At 68.8% G+C, this 16,391-nt stretch carries 17 protein-coding genes; 9 read left to right on the forward strand and 8 right to left on the reverse strand.

Features of this window, described 5'->3' with window-relative positions; all coding sequences use genetic code 11:
• The first annotated feature begins 2 nt into the window (after positions 1-2).
• From ipdB to QGN31_RS22860, 4 genes are read left to right on the forward strand one after another with little or no spacing between them, the layout of a single operon-like run.
• On the forward strand, positions 3-746 hold the full coding sequence (gene ipdB / locus QGN31_RS22845) for a cholesterol ring-cleaving hydrolase subunit IpdB (RefSeq protein ID WP_014379016.1): 744 nt from the start codon (positions 3-5) through the stop codon (positions 744-746).
• Positions 746-1,819: a (3aS,4S,5R,7aS)-5-hydroxy-7a-methyl-1-oxo-octahydro-1H-indene-4-carboxyl-CoA dehydrogenase gene (ipdC, locus tag QGN31_RS22850; protein WP_008263630.1), complete on the forward strand. Its 1,074-nt coding sequence runs from the start codon at positions 746-748 to the stop codon at positions 1,817-1,819. The genes ipdB and ipdC overlap by 1 nt, the downstream gene beginning before the upstream one ends.
• 60 nt (positions 1,820-1,879) lie before the next feature.
• Entirely contained in the window at positions 1,880-2,527 is a 648-nt protein-coding gene (locus tag QGN31_RS22855; protein WP_014379015.1) for a SatD family protein, read from the forward strand.
• Positions 2,524-3,264, forward strand: a complete 741-nt coding sequence (locus QGN31_RS22860) for a hypothetical protein (RefSeq protein ID WP_014383764.1) — start codon at positions 2,524-2,526, stop codon at positions 3,262-3,264. The genes QGN31_RS22855 and QGN31_RS22860 overlap by 4 nt, the downstream gene beginning before the upstream one ends.
• 25 nt (positions 3,265-3,289) lie before the next feature.
• On the opposite strand, the gene fadA6 is transcribed toward QGN31_RS22860, so the two are convergent.
• The 4 genes from fadA6 to ipdE1 are packed head-to-tail and all read right to left on the reverse strand — an operon-like array spanning position 3,290 to position 7,035.
• Entirely contained in the window at positions 3,290-4,450 is a 1,161-nt protein-coding gene (gene fadA6, locus QGN31_RS22865; protein WP_014381749.1) for a steroid 3-ketoacyl-CoA thiolase FadA6, read from the reverse strand.
• 1 nt (position 4,451) lies between these two features.
• Positions 4,452-5,054, reverse strand: a complete 603-nt coding sequence (gene kstR2 / locus QGN31_RS22870; RefSeq protein ID WP_008263620.1) for a TetR family transcriptional regulator KstR2 — start codon at positions 5,052-5,054, stop codon at positions 4,452-4,454.
• Positions 5,055-5,101: 47 nt separating this feature from the next.
• The gene (ipdF, locus tag QGN31_RS22875; protein ID WP_009956926.1) at positions 5,102-5,890 is read right to left on the reverse strand and encodes a (5R,7aS)-5-hydroxy-7a-methyl-1-oxo-2,3,5,6,7,7a-hexahydro-1H-indene-carboxyl-CoA reductase; all 789 of its coding nucleotides are present in this window, start codon (positions 5,888-5,890) and stop codon (positions 5,102-5,104) included.
• Positions 5,887-7,035, reverse strand: coding sequence for an acyl-CoA dehydrogenase IpdE1 (gene ipdE1, locus QGN31_RS22880; protein ID WP_008263616.1), 1,149 nt, complete (start codon positions 7,033-7,035; stop codon positions 5,887-5,889). The genes ipdF and ipdE1 overlap by 4 nt, the downstream gene beginning before the upstream one ends.
• A 59-nt stretch (positions 7,036-7,094) precedes the next feature.
• On the opposite strand from ipdE1, the gene fadD3 reads away from it, so the two are divergent.
• The 5 genes from fadD3 (at position 7,095) to QGN31_RS22905 (ending at position 13,086) form a co-directional block, all read left to right on the forward strand.
• Positions 7,095-8,630 carry a 3-((3aS,4S,7aS)-7a-methyl-1,5-dioxo-octahydro-1H-inden-4-yl)propanoate--CoA ligase FadD3 gene (fadD3, locus tag QGN31_RS22885; RefSeq protein WP_014383763.1) on the forward strand — a complete coding sequence of 512 codons (1,536 nt, stop codon included), beginning with the start codon at positions 7,095-7,097 and terminating at the stop codon, positions 8,628-8,630.
• A complete protein-coding gene (locus QGN31_RS22890) occupies positions 8,630-9,775 on the forward strand; it encodes an acyl-CoA dehydrogenase family protein (protein ID WP_008263612.1) in 1,146 nt (381 codons plus the stop codon). Before fadD3 ends, QGN31_RS22890 begins: the two co-directional genes overlap by 1 nt.
• Positions 9,772-10,716, forward strand: a complete 945-nt coding sequence (locus tag QGN31_RS22895) for an acyl-CoA dehydrogenase family protein (RefSeq protein WP_014941232.1) — start codon at positions 9,772-9,774, stop codon at positions 10,714-10,716. The genes QGN31_RS22890 and QGN31_RS22895 overlap by 4 nt, the downstream gene beginning before the upstream one ends.
• Positions 10,717-10,972: 256 nt before the next feature.
• Positions 10,973-11,923: an acyl-CoA dehydrogenase IpdE2 gene (gene ipdE2 / locus QGN31_RS22900; RefSeq protein WP_014941231.1), complete on the forward strand. Its 951-nt coding sequence runs from the start codon at positions 10,973-10,975 to the stop codon at positions 11,921-11,923.
• Entirely contained in the window at positions 11,920-13,086 is a 1,167-nt protein-coding gene (locus QGN31_RS22905) for a pyridoxal phosphate-dependent aminotransferase (protein ID WP_014941230.1), read from the forward strand. The genes ipdE2 and QGN31_RS22905 overlap by 4 nt, the downstream gene beginning before the upstream one ends.
• A gap of 11 nt (positions 13,087-13,097) precedes the next feature.
• On the opposite strand, the gene QGN31_RS22910 is transcribed toward QGN31_RS22905, so the two are convergent.
• The 4 genes from QGN31_RS22910 to hsaD all read right to left on the reverse strand — a co-directional run bounded on the left by QGN31_RS22910 (position 13,098) and on the right by hsaD (position 16,383).
• Entirely contained in the window at positions 13,098-13,928 is an 831-nt protein-coding gene (locus tag QGN31_RS22910) for an arylamine N-acetyltransferase family protein (protein ID WP_009957028.1), read from the reverse strand.
• Between the two features lie 114 nt (positions 13,929-14,042).
• Positions 14,043-14,606 (reverse strand): 3-hydroxy-9,10-secoandrosta-1,3,5(10)-triene-9,17-dione monooxygenase reductase subunit, encoded by a 564-nt coding sequence (hsaB, locus tag QGN31_RS22915; RefSeq protein ID WP_008263575.1) that lies wholly within the window; start codon positions 14,604-14,606, stop codon positions 14,043-14,045.
• A gap of 2 nt (positions 14,607-14,608) precedes the next feature.
• Positions 14,609-15,511 carry an iron-dependent extradiol dioxygenase HsaC gene (hsaC, locus tag QGN31_RS22920; RefSeq protein WP_009957026.1) on the reverse strand — a complete coding sequence of 301 codons (903 nt, stop codon included), beginning with the start codon at positions 15,509-15,511 and terminating at the stop codon, positions 14,609-14,611.
• Positions 15,511-16,383, reverse strand: a complete 873-nt coding sequence (gene hsaD, locus QGN31_RS22925; protein WP_009957025.1) for a 4,5:9,10-diseco-3-hydroxy-5,9,17-trioxoandrosta-1(10),2-diene-4-oate hydrolase — start codon at positions 16,381-16,383, stop codon at positions 15,511-15,513. The genes hsaC and hsaD overlap by 1 nt, the downstream gene beginning before the upstream one ends.
• Positions 16,384-16,391 lie beyond the last annotated feature (8 nt).

Here is a 16,391-nt window from a genome sequence, read left to right on the forward strand (position 1 = left end):
AAGTGAGCAGCACCCGCGCCGAAGTGTGCGCAGTCGCCTGTGCCGAATTGTTCAGGGACGCGGGCGAGATCATGGTCAGCCCGATGACCAACATGGCCTCCGTCGGGGCGCGGCTAGCCCGCTTGACCTTCTCCCCCGATATCTTGCTGACCGACGGCGAGGCCCAACTGCTGGCCGACACCCCGGCGCTCGGCGCGACCGGTACCGTCGAGGGCTGGATGCCGTTCGGCCGGGTGTTCGAGACGCTGGCCTGGGGGCGCCGCCACGTGGTGATGGGCGCCAATCAGGTTGACCGGTTTGGCAATCAGAACATCTCGGCGTTCGGCCCGTTGCAGCAACCCAAACGCCAGATGTTCGGCGTGCGCGGCGCCCCGGGCAACGCCATCAACCACGCGACCAGCTATTGGGTGGGCAACCATTCCAAGCGGGTGTTCAGCGAGAAGGTGGACGTGGTCTGCGGGATCGGTTGGGACAACGTCGATGCCGACAATCCGGCGTTTCGGTTCGCCAACACCTACCGGGTCGTGTCGAACCTCGGCGTCTTCGACTTCGGCGGGCCCGACCGGACCATGCGGGCGCTGAGCCTGCACCCAGGGGTCTCGCCGGACGAGGTCCGCGAGGCCACCTCGTTCGAGATCCATGGGCTCGAGGACGCCGAGGAGACCCGGCTGCCCACCGCGGACGAACTGCGCCTCATCCGCGAAACGATCGATCCGAAGTCGTTGCGCGACCGAGAGATACGCTGATGACCAGGTTGCGCACGCCGCTGACCGAGCTGGTCGGTGTCGAGCACCCGGTGGTGCAAACCGGGATGGGTTGGGTGGCCGGGGCGCGCCTGGTGTCGGCCACCGCGAACGCGGGCGGGCTGGGCATTTTGGCGTCGGCCACCATGACGCTGGACGAATTGGCGACGGCCATCGCCAAGGTCAAGGCCGCCACGGACAAGCCGTTCGGCGTGAACATCCGCGCCGACGCGGCCGATGCCGGCGACCGGGTCGATCTGATGATCCGCGAAGGCGTCAAGGTGGCGTCCTTTGCCCTGGCGCCCAAGCAGGAGCTCATCGCCCGGCTCAAAGAGGCCGGCGCGGTGGTGATTCCGTCGATCGGCGCGGCCAAGCACGCCCGCAAGGTCGCCGGGTGGGGTGCGGACGCGATGATCGTGCAGGGCGGCGAGGGTGGCGGGCACACCGGTCCCGTCGCCACCACGCTGCTGCTGCCCTCGGTGCTGGACGCCGTGCGAGGCACCGGCATTCCCGTCATCGCCGCGGGCGGATTCTTCGACGGGCGCGGGTTGGCGGCCGCCCTGAGCTACGGCGCCGCCGGTGTCGCGATGGGCACGCGTTTCCTGCTGACCTCGGATTCGACCGTGCCCGACGCGGTCAAGCGGCGCTACCTGGAGGCGGCGCTGGACGGCACCGTCGTCACCACCCGCGTCGACGGCATGCCGCACCGGGTCCTGCGCACCGGCCTGGTCGAGAAGCTGGAAAACGGTTCGCCGGTGCGGGGTCTGACCGCCGCGGTGCGCAACGCGGCCAAGTTCAAGCACATGTCACGGATGACGTGGCGGTCGATGATCAGCGACGGCCTGGCGATGCGGCACGGCAAGGAGCTGACCTGGTCGCAGGTCGTCATGGCGGCCAACACCCCGATGCTGTTGAAAGCCGGTCTGGTGGACGGCAATACGGAGGCCGGGGTGCTGGCCTCCGGGCAGGTGGCGGGCATCCTCGAGGATCTGCCGTCGTGCGCCGAGCTGATCGATTCGATCGTGCGGGACGCCATCGAGCACCTGCGGGCGGCATCCGCCCTGGTGCACGAGTAGCCACGCGCCGCTTGTGAAGCTATTTGCTGAATCTTGATGTAATTAAGCTATACTCTTCAAATGGATCGGATGAAGCCACAGCCTTCATCTCGCGCGACGCTGATCGGTGATGTCGTCGGTTCCCGGCATGCCACCGATCGCCCCGGGTTGCACCGCGCCCTGTCCGCGGCTCTGCGGGAAGTGGGCGACGGCGCGATCGACCCGCCCGCCTTCACCGTCGGCGACGAGTTCCAGGGCAGCTACCCCACCGTCGGGGCCGCCATCGACGCGGCATTGACCGTCCGCCTGCTGCTCGCCCCGGACATCGACGTCCGTTTCGGCATCGGATGGGGCGCGGTCACCATCCTCGATGCCGACGCGGGAATTCAGGACGGGCCCGGTTGGTGGAGCGCACGGGCGGCCATCCAGCAGACCGCAGAGGCCCAGCGGCAACCCGGCTTCGCGTTGGTACGCACGACGTTCCGGGCGGACGGTGACACACGCACCGACGCCGCGGCGGTCAACGCGGCGCTGATTTGTCGGGACCATCTGCTTGGATCGCTCGACGAAAGATCGTTGCGGATCGTGAGGGGCTTGATGACGGGCCGAACCAAAAAGGAGCTCGCCGCGGACGAGGGCATCAGTCCATCCGCGGTGTCTCAGCGCGCGAGCCGCGATGGTTTGGATCTGATTGTCCTTGCCAGCCACTATCTTCGGAGTCTGCCGTGAGCGCCGTCGCGGTATTCCTCACGGCGCTCGCAGTCGCCGATCTCGGTCGGCGAGCGCTCCGCACGGTATGGCCGTCGCTCGTGATCGGGCCGGTCGTGGTGGTGGCGTGCGCCGCAGCGGGAGCCCTCTGGCATGCCGGCGACATCCCCTTGCTGGTGCTGGCCGCCGCGGCGGTAGTGGCCTGGGAATGGCTGTGCGCGCGAAGCGAACACAGCGGTAGCCGGCAAGGCGCGGCCCTGGCGGTGTTCGGCGCCGCGCTCGCACTGCTGATGCTGCTGTCCGGGTGGTCGTCGCCGACCAACGGCGCGATCGCTCGATGGTCGTCCTGGGTGCACCTGCCGCTCACCCACGTCACGCCCACCCGGCTGCTGATGATCGTCGGCGTCGTCCTGGCCCAGTTCGCCACCGCAAATCAGTTGGTGCGCTTGGTTCTTGCCTCGGTGGGCGCGATGCGCCCGGAAGGTCAGCCGCAGCCGTCGGACCGGCTCAAGGGCGGCAGACTGCTGGGACCGATGGAACGCCTGCTGATCCTGAGCCTCGGTGTCGGCGGGCAGGTCGCCGCGGCGAGCGCCGTCGTCGCCGCCAAGGGGATCATCCGCTTCCCGGAGTTGAACGCGCAGAAGGGCGGTAACGGCGACGTCGGCATCGACGAGGTGACCGAGTACTTCCTCGTCGGCAGCTTCACCAGTTGGCTGCTCGCCCTGGGCGGCATCGGGCTCGTTCTGGCGACCCCGTAGCCGAGCGGCGAGAAGGCCGAGCGAGCTACAGCCGCTCGATGATGGTGACGTTGGCGGTGCCCCCGCCCTCGCACATCGTCTGCAGGCCGTAACGGCCGCCGGTGCGCTCGAGCTCGTTGAGCATGGTGGTGAACAGCTTGGCGCCGGTGGCGCCCAGCGGGTGCCCGAGCGCGATCGCCCCGCCGTTGGGGTTGACCTTCTCCGGGTCGGCCTTGACTTCCTTGAGCCAGGCCAAGACCACCGGGGCGAACGCCTCGTTGATCTCGACCGTGTCGATGTCGTCGATCGACAGCCCGGTCTTGTCCAGCGCGTAGCGGGTCGCCGGAATCGGCCCGGTCAGCATGAAGACCGGGTCGGCCGCGCGTGCGCTGATGTGGTGGATGCGGGCCCGCGGTGTCAGGTTGTGCTCCTTGACGGCCCGCTCGGACGCCAGCAGCACCGCGCTGGCCCCGTCGGAGATCTGGCTGGCCATGGCCGCCGTCAGCCGGCCGCCCTCGACCAGAGGCTTGAGGCCGGCCATCTTCTCCAGCGACGATTCGCGCGGGCCCTCGTCGACCCGGAACGGCCCGGATTCGGTTTCCACGGTGATGATTTCGTTGTCGAAGTGGCCGCCCCGGATCGCCGCGAACGCGCGCTCGTGACTGGTCAGCGCGTATCGCTCCATCTCTTCGCGCGACAGGTTCCACTTCTCGGCGATCAGCTCCGAGCCGCGAAACTGCGAGATCTCCTGGTCGCCGTAGCGATGCAGCCACTGCTTGGACTCGTTGGTCGGGGAGGTGAAGCCGAACTGCTCGCCGACGGTCATGGCCGACGAGATCGGGATCTGGCTCATGTTCTGCACGCCCCCGGCGACGATGAGGTCGGCGGTGCCGGACATAATCGCCTGTGCGCCAAAGGAAATGGCCTGCTGACTGGAGCCGCACTGGCGGTCGACGGTAACGCCGGGCACCTCTTCGGGGTAGCCCGCGGCCAGCCAGGAGAGGCGCGCGATGTTGCCGGCCTGCGCCCCGATGGCATCGACGCAGCCGGCGATCACGTCGTCGACTGCGGCGGGGTCGACGTCGACCCGGTCGAGCAGTCCGCGCCATCCCAGCGCACCCAGGTCGACCGGATGCACTCCGGCCAGCGATCCGCCGCGCTTGCCGACCGCAGTACGCACGGCGTCGATGACGTAGGCCTCTGGCATTTCAGACTCCTTCTTTGGTGATCCCGCCAAGAACGATGGCGAGGTATTGCTGACCCACCTGCTGCGCGGTAAGCGGACCGCCGGGCTGATACCAGCGCACCGACACCCACGTGGTGTCACGGATGAAGCGGTAGACAAGGTCGACGTCGAGATCGGGACGGAAGTAGCCCTCGTCGACGCCCTGATGGAGCAGCTCGAGCCACATCTTGCGCTGTTGCCGGTTCATGTCCTCGATGTAGGAGAACCGGGGCTGTGACAACAGCCGCTGGGCTTCGTCCTGGTAGATGACGACCTGCGCGTGCCGGTGCTCGATCGCCTCGAACGACGCCATGAACAGCCCCTTTAGCCGCTCCAGCGGGTTGGCCTCGCCGTCCACGATCTCGCGGTACCGGGCGAACAACCAGTCCAGGAAGCTGCGCAAGAGCTCGTCGACCATCTCCTCTTTGGACGAGAAGTGGTGGTACAGGCTGCCCGACAGGATGCCGGCGCTGTCGGCGATGTCGCGCACCGTGGTGGCGCGCAGCCCGCGCTCGGCGAACATGGTCGCGGCAAGCTCCAGCAACTCGTCTCGCCGGCTGTTGGCCTGACCGGTCACTCGGTCCACCCGACCAGAGTATCAACCAAGCGCTTGCTTGGCCAGCGGGCCGGCTCTCACGGGTGCTGACTGGATACCGAGATGACCTCGCCGGTCAGGTAGCTGGAGTAGTCGCTGGCGAGGAAGGCGATGGTGGCCGCGACCTCCCACGGCTCGGCGGCGCGGCCGAAGGCCTCGCCCGCCGACAGTCGGTCGAGCAGATCGGCCGACGACGTTTTCTCCAGAAACTTGTGCCGCGCGATGCTCGGCGACACCGCGTTGATCCGTACCCCATACTCGGCGGCTTCGATTGCGCTGCACCGGGTCAGGGCCATCACGCCGGCCTTGGCGGCCGCGTAGTGCGACTGCGAGTGCTGGGCCCGCCAGCCCAGGACGCTGGCGTTGTTGACGATGACGCCGCCGTGTGGTGCCTCGCGGAAGTAGCGCAGCGCCGCGCGCGTGGCACGCAGCACCGACGTCAACGTCACGTTGAGGACGCGATCCCATTCCTCGTCGGTCATGTCGACGACCGGCGTCTGTCCGCCGAGCCCGGCGTTGTTGACCAGCACGTCGATCCGGCCCATCCGAGCGGTGGTCGACGCGATGAGGGCGTCGACTTGAGCGGTCGAGGTCACGTCGCAGACCACGTGCTCGACGCGGCCCTGCCCCAGCGCGGCGAGCTGCTCGGCCGTCTCCCCCAGGCGCCGTTCGTGGTGGTCGGAGATCACCACGTCGGCACCCTCGGCCAACGCCCGCCGCGCGGTCGCCGCGCCGATCCCGGTGCCGGCGGCGGCCGTCACGACCACCACCTTGCCCTGCAGAAGTCCATGTCCGGCAATCTCTTTGGGAGCTTCGGACAGACTCATCCCTTAACCTCTCGGGGTAGGCCGAGCACCCGCTCGGCGATGATGTTGCGCTGGATCTCGTTGGACCCGCCGTAGATGGTGTCGGCGCGGCTGAACAGGAACAGCCGCTGCCACTCGTCGAACTCGCCGTCGGCCAGGGTCAGGCCCGGCTTGCCGACGACGTCCATCGCCAGCTCGCCCAGATCGCGATGCCAGTTGGCCCACAACAGCTTCGACACGTTGTCCTGGCCCGGCTGCTCGACGTCCATCGTGGCCAGCGCGTACGAACGCATGGCCCGCAGGCCCGTCCACGCCCGGGTCAGCCGCTCGCGGATGAACGGGTCGTCAGCCGCGCCGGTCCGCTGGGCGAGCTCGGCGAGGTTGGAAAGCTCACGGGCGTAACGGATTTGTTGCCCGAGCGTCGAGACGCCGCGCTCGAACGTCAGCGTGCCCATCGCGACCCGCCAGCCGTCACCGGGCTCGCCGACCACCAGGTTGGCCTCGGTGCGGGCGTCGTCGAAGAACACCTCGTTGAATTCCGAGTCGCCGGTCAGCTGGATGATCGGCCGCACTTCCACGCCCGGCTGGTCCAGCGGCACCAGCAGATACGACAACCCAGCGTGCCGCTTGGAGCCCTTCTCGGTGCGCGCGACCACGAAGCACCACTGCGCCCAATGCGCCAGCGACGTCCAGACCTTCTGGCCGTTGATCACCCAGTGGTCGCCGTCGAGTTCGGCGGTGGTCGCCACGTTGGCCAGGTCGCTGCCGGCGCCGGGTTCCGAATAGCCCTGGCACCACAGCTCGGTGACATCGAGGATCTTGGGCAGGAAACGCTGCTGCTGCTCGGGTGTCCCGAACGCGATCAGCGTCGGCCCCAGCAGCTCCTCGCCGAAGTGGTTGACCTTGTCCGGGGCGTCGGCGCGGGCGTACTCCTCGTAGAACGCCACCCGGTGCGCGGTGGACAGGCCGCGGCCGCCGTGTTCGACCGGCCAGCCCAGGCAGGTCAGTCCGGCCTTGGCGAGATGCTGGTTCCAGGCCCGGCGTTCCTCGAAGGCCTCGTGCTCGCGGCCGGGGCCCCCGAGACCCTTGAGAGCTGCGAATTCACCGACCAGATTGTCGGCGAGCCAAGAGCGGACCTCGGCCCGGAACTCCTCGACGTCCTGCATGCCTTGTAGGCTAACCTACCAAGCACTTGCTTTGTTAGGCCGCCGTAGGAGAAGCGCCGATGACCACCGATCCCCGCACCGTGCCCGCGGCGCTGGATCGTTTCGCGCGCCAACTCCCCGATCACGACGCGTTGGTCACCGAGGACCGGTCGTTCACCGCCGCGGCGTTGCGCGACGAGGTGCACCGGTCGGCGGCGGCGCTGATCGCGCTGGGCGTGCAGCCCGGCGACCGGGTGGCGATCTGGTCCCCCAACACCTGGCATTGGGTGGTGGCCTGCCTGGCGATCCACCACGCCGGCGCCGCGATGGTCCCGCTGAACACCCGCTACACCGCCGCGGAGGCCGGTGACATCCTGGCCCGCGTCGAGGCGCCGGTGCTGTTCGGCATGGGCGAGTTCCTGGGCAACGACCGCGTCGCCGACCTGGATCGGGCGGCGCTGCCCGCGCTGCGGCACATTGTGCGGATACCGATCGATGCCGCGGATGGCACCTGGGACGAATTCATCGCCGGCGGCACCGATCTCGACGCGGTGGCCGCCCGGGCCGCGGCGGTCACACCCGACGACGTCAGCGACATCCTGTTCACGTCGGGCACCACCGGCCGCAGCAAGGGCGTGCTGTGCGCGCACCGGCAGTCGCTGTCGGCCTCGGCGTCGTGGGCCGCCAACGGCAAGATCACCGCCGACGACCGCTACCTGTGCATCAACCCGTTCTTTCACAACTTCGGCTACAAGGCCGGCATCCTGGCGTGCCTGCAGACCGGCGCGACGCTGATCCCCCACCTCACCTTCGACCCGCTGCGCGCGCTGCGGGCGATCGAGCAACACCGCATCACCGTATTGCCCGGTCCGCCAACGATTTACCAGACCCTGCTCGATCATCCGGCTCGTGGCGATTACGACCTGAGCTCGCTGCGCTTCGCGGTGACGGGGGCGGCCACCGTGCCGGTCGTGTTGGTCGAGCGCATGCAGTCCGAACTCGACATCGACATCGTGCTGACGGCTTACGGCCTCACCGAGGCCAACGGCATGGGAACCATGTGCCGCGCCGACGACGACGCGGTCACCGTCGCCACCACCTGCGGGCGCCCGTTCGCCGACTTCGAATTGCGCATCGACTCCGGGGAATCCGGCGAATCGGGAGAGGTGTTGCTGCGTGGGCCCAACGTGATGCTGGGCTACCTCGACGACCCGGCGGCCACCGCCGCCGCCATCGATGCCGACGGTTGGCTGCACACCGGTGACATCGGTGTGCTGGACGCGGCCGGCAACCTGCGCATCACCGACCGGCTCAAGGACATGTACATCTGCGGGGGATTCAACGTGTACCCCGCCGAGATCGAGCAGGTGCTGGCCCGGCTCGACGGTGTGGCCGATGCGGCGGTGATCGGGGTTCCCGACGAGCGACTCGGCGAAGTCGGCCGGGCGTTTCTGGTCACCCGCCCGGGGGCACAACTCGACGAACAATCTGTGATCGCATACACCCGTGAGCATTTGGCGAACTTCAAGACACCGAGGTCGGTGCGGTTCGTCGACGCGTTGCCGCGCAATGCCGGCGGCAAGGTGCTCAAACCACAACTGCGAGAGCTGGACTGATGGATCTGGATCTAGACGACGACACCTTGGCTTTCCAGGCCGAGGTCCGGGAATTCTTGTCGGCCAATGCCGAGTCGATCCCGACGAAGTCATACGACAACGCCGAAGGCTTTGAGCAGCACCGGCATTGGGACCGGGTGCTGTTCGACGCCGGGCTTTCGGTGATCACCTGGCCGAAGCGCTACGGCGGCCGCGACGCGCCGCTGCTGCACTGGGTGGTGTTCGAAGAGGAGTACTTCCGTGCCGGGGCGCCCGGCCGGGCCAGCGCCAACGGCACCTCGATGCTGGCCCCGACGCTGTTTGCGCACGGCACCGAAGAGCAGCGCGACCGGATCCTGCCCAAAATGGCCAGCGGCGAGGAGATCTGGGCGCAGGCGTGGTCCGAGCCCGAATCGGGCAGCGACCTGGCGTCGCTGCGGTCCACCGCGACGGCGACCGACGGCGGCTGGCTGCTCAACGGGCAGAAGATCTGGAGCTCACGGGCGCCGTTCGCCGAGCGGGGATTCGGGCTGTTCCGCTCCGACCCCGGCGCCGAGCGCCACAACGGGCTGACCTACTTCATGTTCGACCTGAAGGCCAAGGGCGTGACCGTGCGGCCGATCGTCCAACTGGGCGGCGACACCGGATTCGGCGAGATCTTCCTCGACGACGTCTTCGTCCCCGACGAGGACGTGATCGGCACCCCGCACGAGGGCTGGCGGGCGGCGATGAGCACGTCGAGCAACGAACGCGGCATGTCGCTGCGCAGCCCGGCCCGCTTCCTGGCGACGGCGGAACGGTTGGTGCAGCTTTGGAAGGAGGCCGGCGCACCGGCCGCGTTCGCCGACCGGGTCGCCGACGGCTGGATCAAGGCGCAGGCCTACCGGCTGCAGACCTTCGGCACGGTGACCAGGCTGGCACTCGGTGGTGAGCTGGGGGCCGAATCGTCGGTGACCAAAGTGTTCTGGTCCGACCTCGACGTCGAACTGCACCAGACCGCGCTCGACATCCTGGCCGCGGACGGGGAACTCGCCGGCCCGTGGACCGAAGGTCTGCTGTTCGCGCTGGGCGGCCCGATCTATGCCGGCACCAACGAAATTCAGCGCAACATCATCTCCGAGCGGTTGCTGGGCCTGCCGCGCGAGAAGTCCGGGGGCAAGAAGTGAGATTTGCGCTAGACGAACAGCAGCGTGACTTCGCGGCCAGCATCGACGCCGCGCTCGGCTCGGCGGACCTGCCCAGCGCCGTGCGGGCGTGGGCGGCGGGCGACACCGCGCCGGGCCGCAAGGTGTGGGAACAGCTGGCCAACTTGGGTGTCACCGCCTTGGCCGTGCCGGAGAAATTCGACGGCATCGGGGCGGACCCGATCGACCTCGTCCTCGCCCTCGAACGCCTAGGGCGCTGGTGCGTGCCCGGCCCGGTGGTCGAATCCATCGCCGTGGCACCGGTATTGCTCGACTCCGACGATCACGCCGAGCGGTGCGCCGGCCTCGCTGCCGGCGAGCTGATCGCCACGGTCGCGCTGCCGCCGCGGGTGCCGCGGGCCGTCGACGCCGACGTGGCGAACCTGGTGCTGCTGGCCGGTGACGAGGGGGTCACCGAAGCCACCGCGGGGGAAGAGCACGAGTCCGTCGACCCCAGCCGCCACCTGTATGACGTGACCCCGACCGGCTCCGCTTGGGAAGCAGACGGCAAGCGCGCCTACGAGTTCGGCACGCTGGGTACCGCCGCGCAACTGGTCGGCGCCGCCGAGGCGCTGCGCGACGCCGCCGTCGACTACGCCAAGCAACGCACCCAGTTCGGCCGGGTGATCGGCTCGTATCAGGCGATCAAGCACAAGCTCGCCGACGTGCACATCGCCATCGAACTGGCCCGGCCGCTGGTGCACGGCGCGGCGCTGACGCTGGACCCCCGGGACGTGAGCGCGGCCAAGGCGGCGGCCTCCGACGCGGGCCTGCTGGCCGCGCGGTCGGCGCTGCAGACCCACGGCGCGATCGGGTTCACCCAGGAACACGACCTGTCGCTGTTGCTGCTGCGGGTGCAGGCGCTGCGATCCGCCTGGGGCACACCGGAAGAACATCGGCGACGAGTGCTGGAGGCGCTGTGACTCGCACCGCGACGATGCAGAGCCTAGCGATGAGAAGGAGCGGCACCCATGACTCGCGCCGCGACGATGCAGAGCGTAGCGATGAGAAGGAGCGGCACCCATGACTCGCGCCGCGACGATGCAGAGCGTAGCGATGAGAAGGAGCGGCACCCATGACTCGCGCCGCGACGATGCAGAGCGTAGCGATGAGAAGGAGCGGCGCCCATGACTCGCGCCGCGACGATGCAGAGCGTAGCGATGAGAAGGAGCGGCGCCCATGACTGAGGAACGCGAGCTGCTCCGCGAGACGGTCGCCGCGCTGGTCGCCAAGCACGCCGGCCCGGCGGCGGTGCGCGCCGCCATGGAGTCCGACCGCGGCTACGACGAATCGCTCTGGCGGCTGCTGTGCGAGCAGGTCGGCGCCGCGGCCCTGGTGATACCGGAGGAGTTGGGCGGCGCCAGCGGTGAATTGGCCGACGCCGCAGCGGTTTTGCAGGAGCTGGGCCGCGCCCTGGTGCCCTCCCCGCTGCTTGGCACCACGCTGGCCGAGCTGGCGCTGCTGAGCGCCGCCGAGCCGGACGCCGCGACGCTGGAGGGCCTGGCCGAGGGCACCGCGATCGGCGCGCTGGTGCTCGATCCCGACTACGTGGTCAACGGCGACATCGCCGACGTCGTGGTCGCCGTCGAGGACGGCCGGCTGAGCAGGTGGACCCGCTTCAGCGCGCAGGCCGTCACCACCATGGACCCGACCCGGCGCCTGGCCCGGGTGCAACCGCAGGACGCCGAGGCGATCGGCGCGGATCCCGGCCTGGCGGACAAGGCCGCCGTCCTGCTGGCCGCCGAGCAGATCGGCGCCGCCGAACGCTGTCTGGAGCTGACCGTCGAATACGCCAAGGACCGAGTGCAATTCGGCCGGCCGATCGGCAGCTTTCAGGCGCTCAAGCATCGGATGGCCGACCTGTATGTCACGGTCGCCGCGGCGAAGGCCGTCGTGTCAGACGCGTGTGAGGACCCCTCACCCACCAACGCCGCCGCGGCACGGCTGGCCGCCACCGAGGCGCTGAACACGGTGGCCGCCGAGGGCATCCAGTTGCACGGTGGCATCGCGATCACGTGGGAACACGACATGCACCTGTACTTCAAGCGCGCTCACGGCAGCACGCATCTGCTGGATACGCCGCAGGAGCTGCTTAACCGGCTGGAATCCGAGGTACTCAACACGCCGTGACCGATCGTGTCTCGCTGCGCGCGGGCATCCCACCGTTCTACGTGATGGATGTCTGGTTGGCGGCCGCCGAACGCCAGCGCAGCCACGGCGATCTGGTCAACCTGTCGGCGGGCCAGCCCAGCGTCGGGGCGCCCGAGCCGGTGCGCGCGGCCGCCGCGGCGGCCGTGCATTCCAACCAGCTGGGCTACTCGGTGTCGCTGGGCACCCCCGAGCTGCGTGCCGCGATCGCCGCGGATTACCGGCGCCAGCACGGCCTCGACGTCGAACCCGACGCCGTGGTGATCACCACGGGCTCCTCGGGCGGCTTCCTGCTGACCTTCCTGGCCTGCTTCGACGCCGGCGACCGGGTGGCCCTGGCCAGCCCCGGCTATCCGTGCTACCGAAACATCTTGTCGGCCTTGGGATGTGAGGTCGTGGAGATCCCCTGCGGGCCCCAGACCCGCTTCCAGCCCACCGCGCGGATGCTCGCCGAGCTCGACCCCCCGGTGCAGGGCGTCATCGTGGCGAGCCCCGCCAACCCCACCGGAACGGTCATCGCGCCGGAGGAGCTGGCCGCGATCGCCGCCTGGTGCGACGCCTCCGGGGCGCGGCTGATCAGCGACGAGGTGTACCACGGGCTGGTCTACGAGGGCGCGCCGCAGACCAGCTGCGCGTGGCAGACATCGCGAAACCCCGTGGTGGTCAACAGCTTTTCGAAGTACTACGCGATGACGGGCTGGCGGCTGGGCTGGCTGCTGGTGCCGGCCGAGTTACGCCGCGCGGTGGATCGCCTCACCGGCAACTTCACCATCTGCCCGCCCGTGCTCTCGCAGCTGGCCGCGGTGGCGGCCTTCACCCCGGAAGCCACCGCCGAAGCCGACGGCCACCTGCACCACTACGCGACCAACCGCTCGCTGCTGCTCGACGGGCTGCGCGGCATCGGTGTCGAGCGCCTGGCCCCCACCGACGGCGCCTTCTACGTGTACGCCGACGTCTCGGACTTCACCGACAACTCGATGGAGTTCTGCTCGAAACTGTTGGAAGAGACCGGCATCGCCATCGCGCCCGGCATCGACTTCGACACCACCCGCGGCAATTCGTTCGTCCGGCTGTCGTTCGCCGGGCCCACCGCCGACATCGAGGAAGCGGTGCGACGGCTCGGCCCGTGGCTTTCGGCCCGCTAGCCGCGCCGCGCCTACGCGTCCAACACCTGCCCGATGCGCGCCTCGAGCGCACTGCGCTCGCCGATGCCGGCCACATCGATGCCGAATCGCTCACCGAGCACGTCGACGACCGCCGCCGCGTCGTCCAGGCGGATCTTCTCGCTGCCGTCGGCGCGGTGGACGGTCAGGTGGCGGCCGGCCAGGTTGTAGCGGGCGTCGGCGGTCGTCAGGGCGGCCATCAACCCGGTCACGAAGTGCGACTCGGGGTGCGTGGACACGTACCAGCTGCCCACCCGCAGATCGATCTGCGGCACGGTCTGGGTGCCGAACACGTACAGCGGTTTCCACTCGTCGCGGACCAGGGCTTGCAGCACCAGGCCGTCGCCGCGGTCATTGAGCCGGTACGGCTCGTGCGTTGTCTGCTGGGCGTTTCCGGTCTCGAAGCGGATGGGGGACGTCAGCGTCTGACCACCGAAACCGACGTCGACCAGATAGGAGCCCTGCGAGCCCGGGAACGTCACAGCCAGCGCCGTGTGCGTCTGGGCTCCCAGCGGCGCGTCGGGCGGCTGCATCCAGACCACCCGCCCGGCCAGGCGGCGCACCCGGAACCCGATCTCGGCCAGCACGTAACCCATCAGGCCGTTCTGCTCGTAGCAGTAGCCGCCCCGGCGCCGGTACACCAGCTTGTCGGTGAGGGCTTCGGGGCTCAGGTCGTCGACCGGCACCCCCATCAGCGGATCGAGGTTCTCGAACGGGATCGACCCGGTGTGCGCGGTCATCAGATCCTGCAGCACCTCGAGATTCGGCTCGGCGGCGCCGCGATAGTCGATGCGGTCGAAGTACGCGCCCAGATCCAGCGTCATGAAACCATTCTGGGCCCAACGTGGGGCGTTACGGCGGCCGGGTGTCCCGCGGGCGTAACGCCACGGCGGAAAAACGCACGCGAAGTCGCCGTGGCGTTACGGCGAAGAGAACCCCTACAGCCAGGTGTCCTGGGTGGTCGTGGTGAGGAACGCTTCCAGGTCGTCGCGCCACTGCGCCGGCGTCGTCTTGTCCGGCTCGATGCCGGTGTATTCACCGCGATAGAACAGCAGCGGCCGCGGCTTGATCTTGGGGGCCTCCGAAAGCGATTGCACCGCACCGAACACCACGAAGTGGTCGCCGCCGTCGTGCGCGGAGGCCACGGTGCAGTCGATGTAGGCCAGCGACCCGTCGATGATCGGTGAACCGAGATCGGAAAGGTGCCAGTCGATGCCGGCGAATTTGTCGGGCTCCTTGGAGCCGAACCGGGCCGAGACGTGCTTCTGGTTCTCGGTCAGCATGTTGACGCAGAACCGGCCGGAGGCCTCGATGGCCTTCCAGGACCGCGACACCTTGGTCGGGCAGAACAGCACCAGCGGCGGGTCCAGCGACAGCGCCGCAAACGACTGGCAGGCGAAGCCGACGGGGACGTCGTCGTGCACGGTGGTGATGATGGTGATGCCGGTGCAGAACTGCCCCAGCACCTGCCGGAAGGTCCGCGGATCGATGGGCGCCGACATGGTCAGCCGCGCATGCCGACCGTGAAGTCGTGGCCCCACAGGCTGACCGCGGTGCTTTCCCGGGCGACCCAGTCGTCGTCTTCGACTTGCCTTCCCTCGCAACCGAATTCGATGTCGAATCCGCCGGGTGTCTTCATGTAGAACGACAGCATGAGGTCGTTGACGTGACGGCCCAGGGTGGCCGACATGGGCACCTTGCGGCGCAGCGCCCGGTCCAGGCACAGCCCCACGTCGTCGGCGTTCTCGACCTCCATCATCAGGTGCACGATGCCGCTCGGTGTGGGCAGCGGCAGGAAGGCCAGGCTGTGATGGCGCGGGTTGCAGCCGAAGAAACGCAACCAGGCGGGGGCCCCGTCGGCGGGCCGGCCCACCACCTGCGGCGGCATCCGCATCGAGTCGCGCAGCTTGAACCCCAGCACGTCGCGGTAGAAGTGCAGCGCCTCGTCGTCGTCGCGGGTGGACAACACCACGTGCCCCAGGCCCTGCTCACCGGTGACGAACTTGTGCCCGTAGGGGCTGACCACCCGGCGGTGTTCCAGGGCGACGCCGTGGAAGACCTCCAGGCAATTGCCCGACGGGTCGGAGAACCGGATCATCTCGACGACCCGGCGGTCCGCCAGTTGCGCGGCGGTGGCTTCCTTGTAGGGCACGCCCTCGACGTCGAGGCGGTCCCGGATCTCTTGCAGGCCTTCGGCGTTCGCGCACTCCCAGCCGGCCTCCATGAGGTGGTCGCGCTCGCCGGGCACGATCACCAGCCGCGCGGGGAAATCGTCCATCCGCAGATACAGGGCGCCCTCGGTGTTGCCGCTGCCCTCGACCATGCCGAGAACCTTCAGGCCGTACTCACGCCAGGCCGCCATGTCGGTGGCCTCGATGCGCAGATAGCCCAGCGAACGGATGCTCATCACGCACCTCCCAGGAAATCGATGGTGAGCTTGTTGAACTCGTCGAACTTCTCCACCTGCGCCCAGTGCCCACACTGCCCGAAAACGTGCAGCTGCGCACGCTTGATGGTCTTGAGCGCGACCAGCGACCCGTCCAAGGGATTGACGCGGTCCTCACGCCCCCAGATCAGCAGCACGGGCTGGCGCAGGCGGTGCACCTCGCGCCACATCATGCCGAGCTCGAAATCGGCGCCCGCGAACGACATTCCCATCGCCCGCGTCGCGGTCAGCGATTCCGGCGTGCTGGCCAACGCGAACCGCTCGTCGATCAATTCGTCGGTGATCAGCTTCTGGTCGTAGACCATCACCCGCAGGAACGCCTCGAGGTTTTCCCGGGTGGGCTCGGCCGAGAACTTGCCCAGCCGCTTGACGCCCTCGGTGGGGTCCGGGGCGAACAGGTTGATGCTCAGCCCGCCGGGCCCCATCAGGACCAGGCGCCCGGCCAGGTCGGGGTAGTCCAGGGCGAACCGGACCGCGGTGCCCCCGCCCAGCGAATTGCCCACCAGCGGAACGCGTCCCAGGCCCAGGTGGTCGAAGAGGCCCTTGAGCGCCCTGGCCGCGTAGTGGTTGAACTGCCCGTGCTCGGCGCGCTTGTCCGAATGCCCGTAACCGGGCTGATCGACGGCGAGCACGTGGAACCGCTCGGCGAGCACCGGGATGTTGCGCGACCAGTTCGTCCAGCTCGCCGCCCCGGGTCCGCCGCCGTGCAGCAGCACGATGGTCTGGTCGTTGCCGACCCCCGCCTCGTGGTAGTGCAGCTTCAGCGGTCCGTCGACGTCCACCTCCACGAACCGCGAGGTCGACTCGAAAGTGAGTTCCTCTGTCGCGGTCACTTAGCGCC

Source organism: Mycobacterium sp. 2-64 (assembly GCF_035918375.1).
Lineage (GTDB): Bacteria > Actinomycetota > Actinomycetes > Mycobacteriales > Mycobacteriaceae > Mycobacterium > Mycobacterium intracellulare.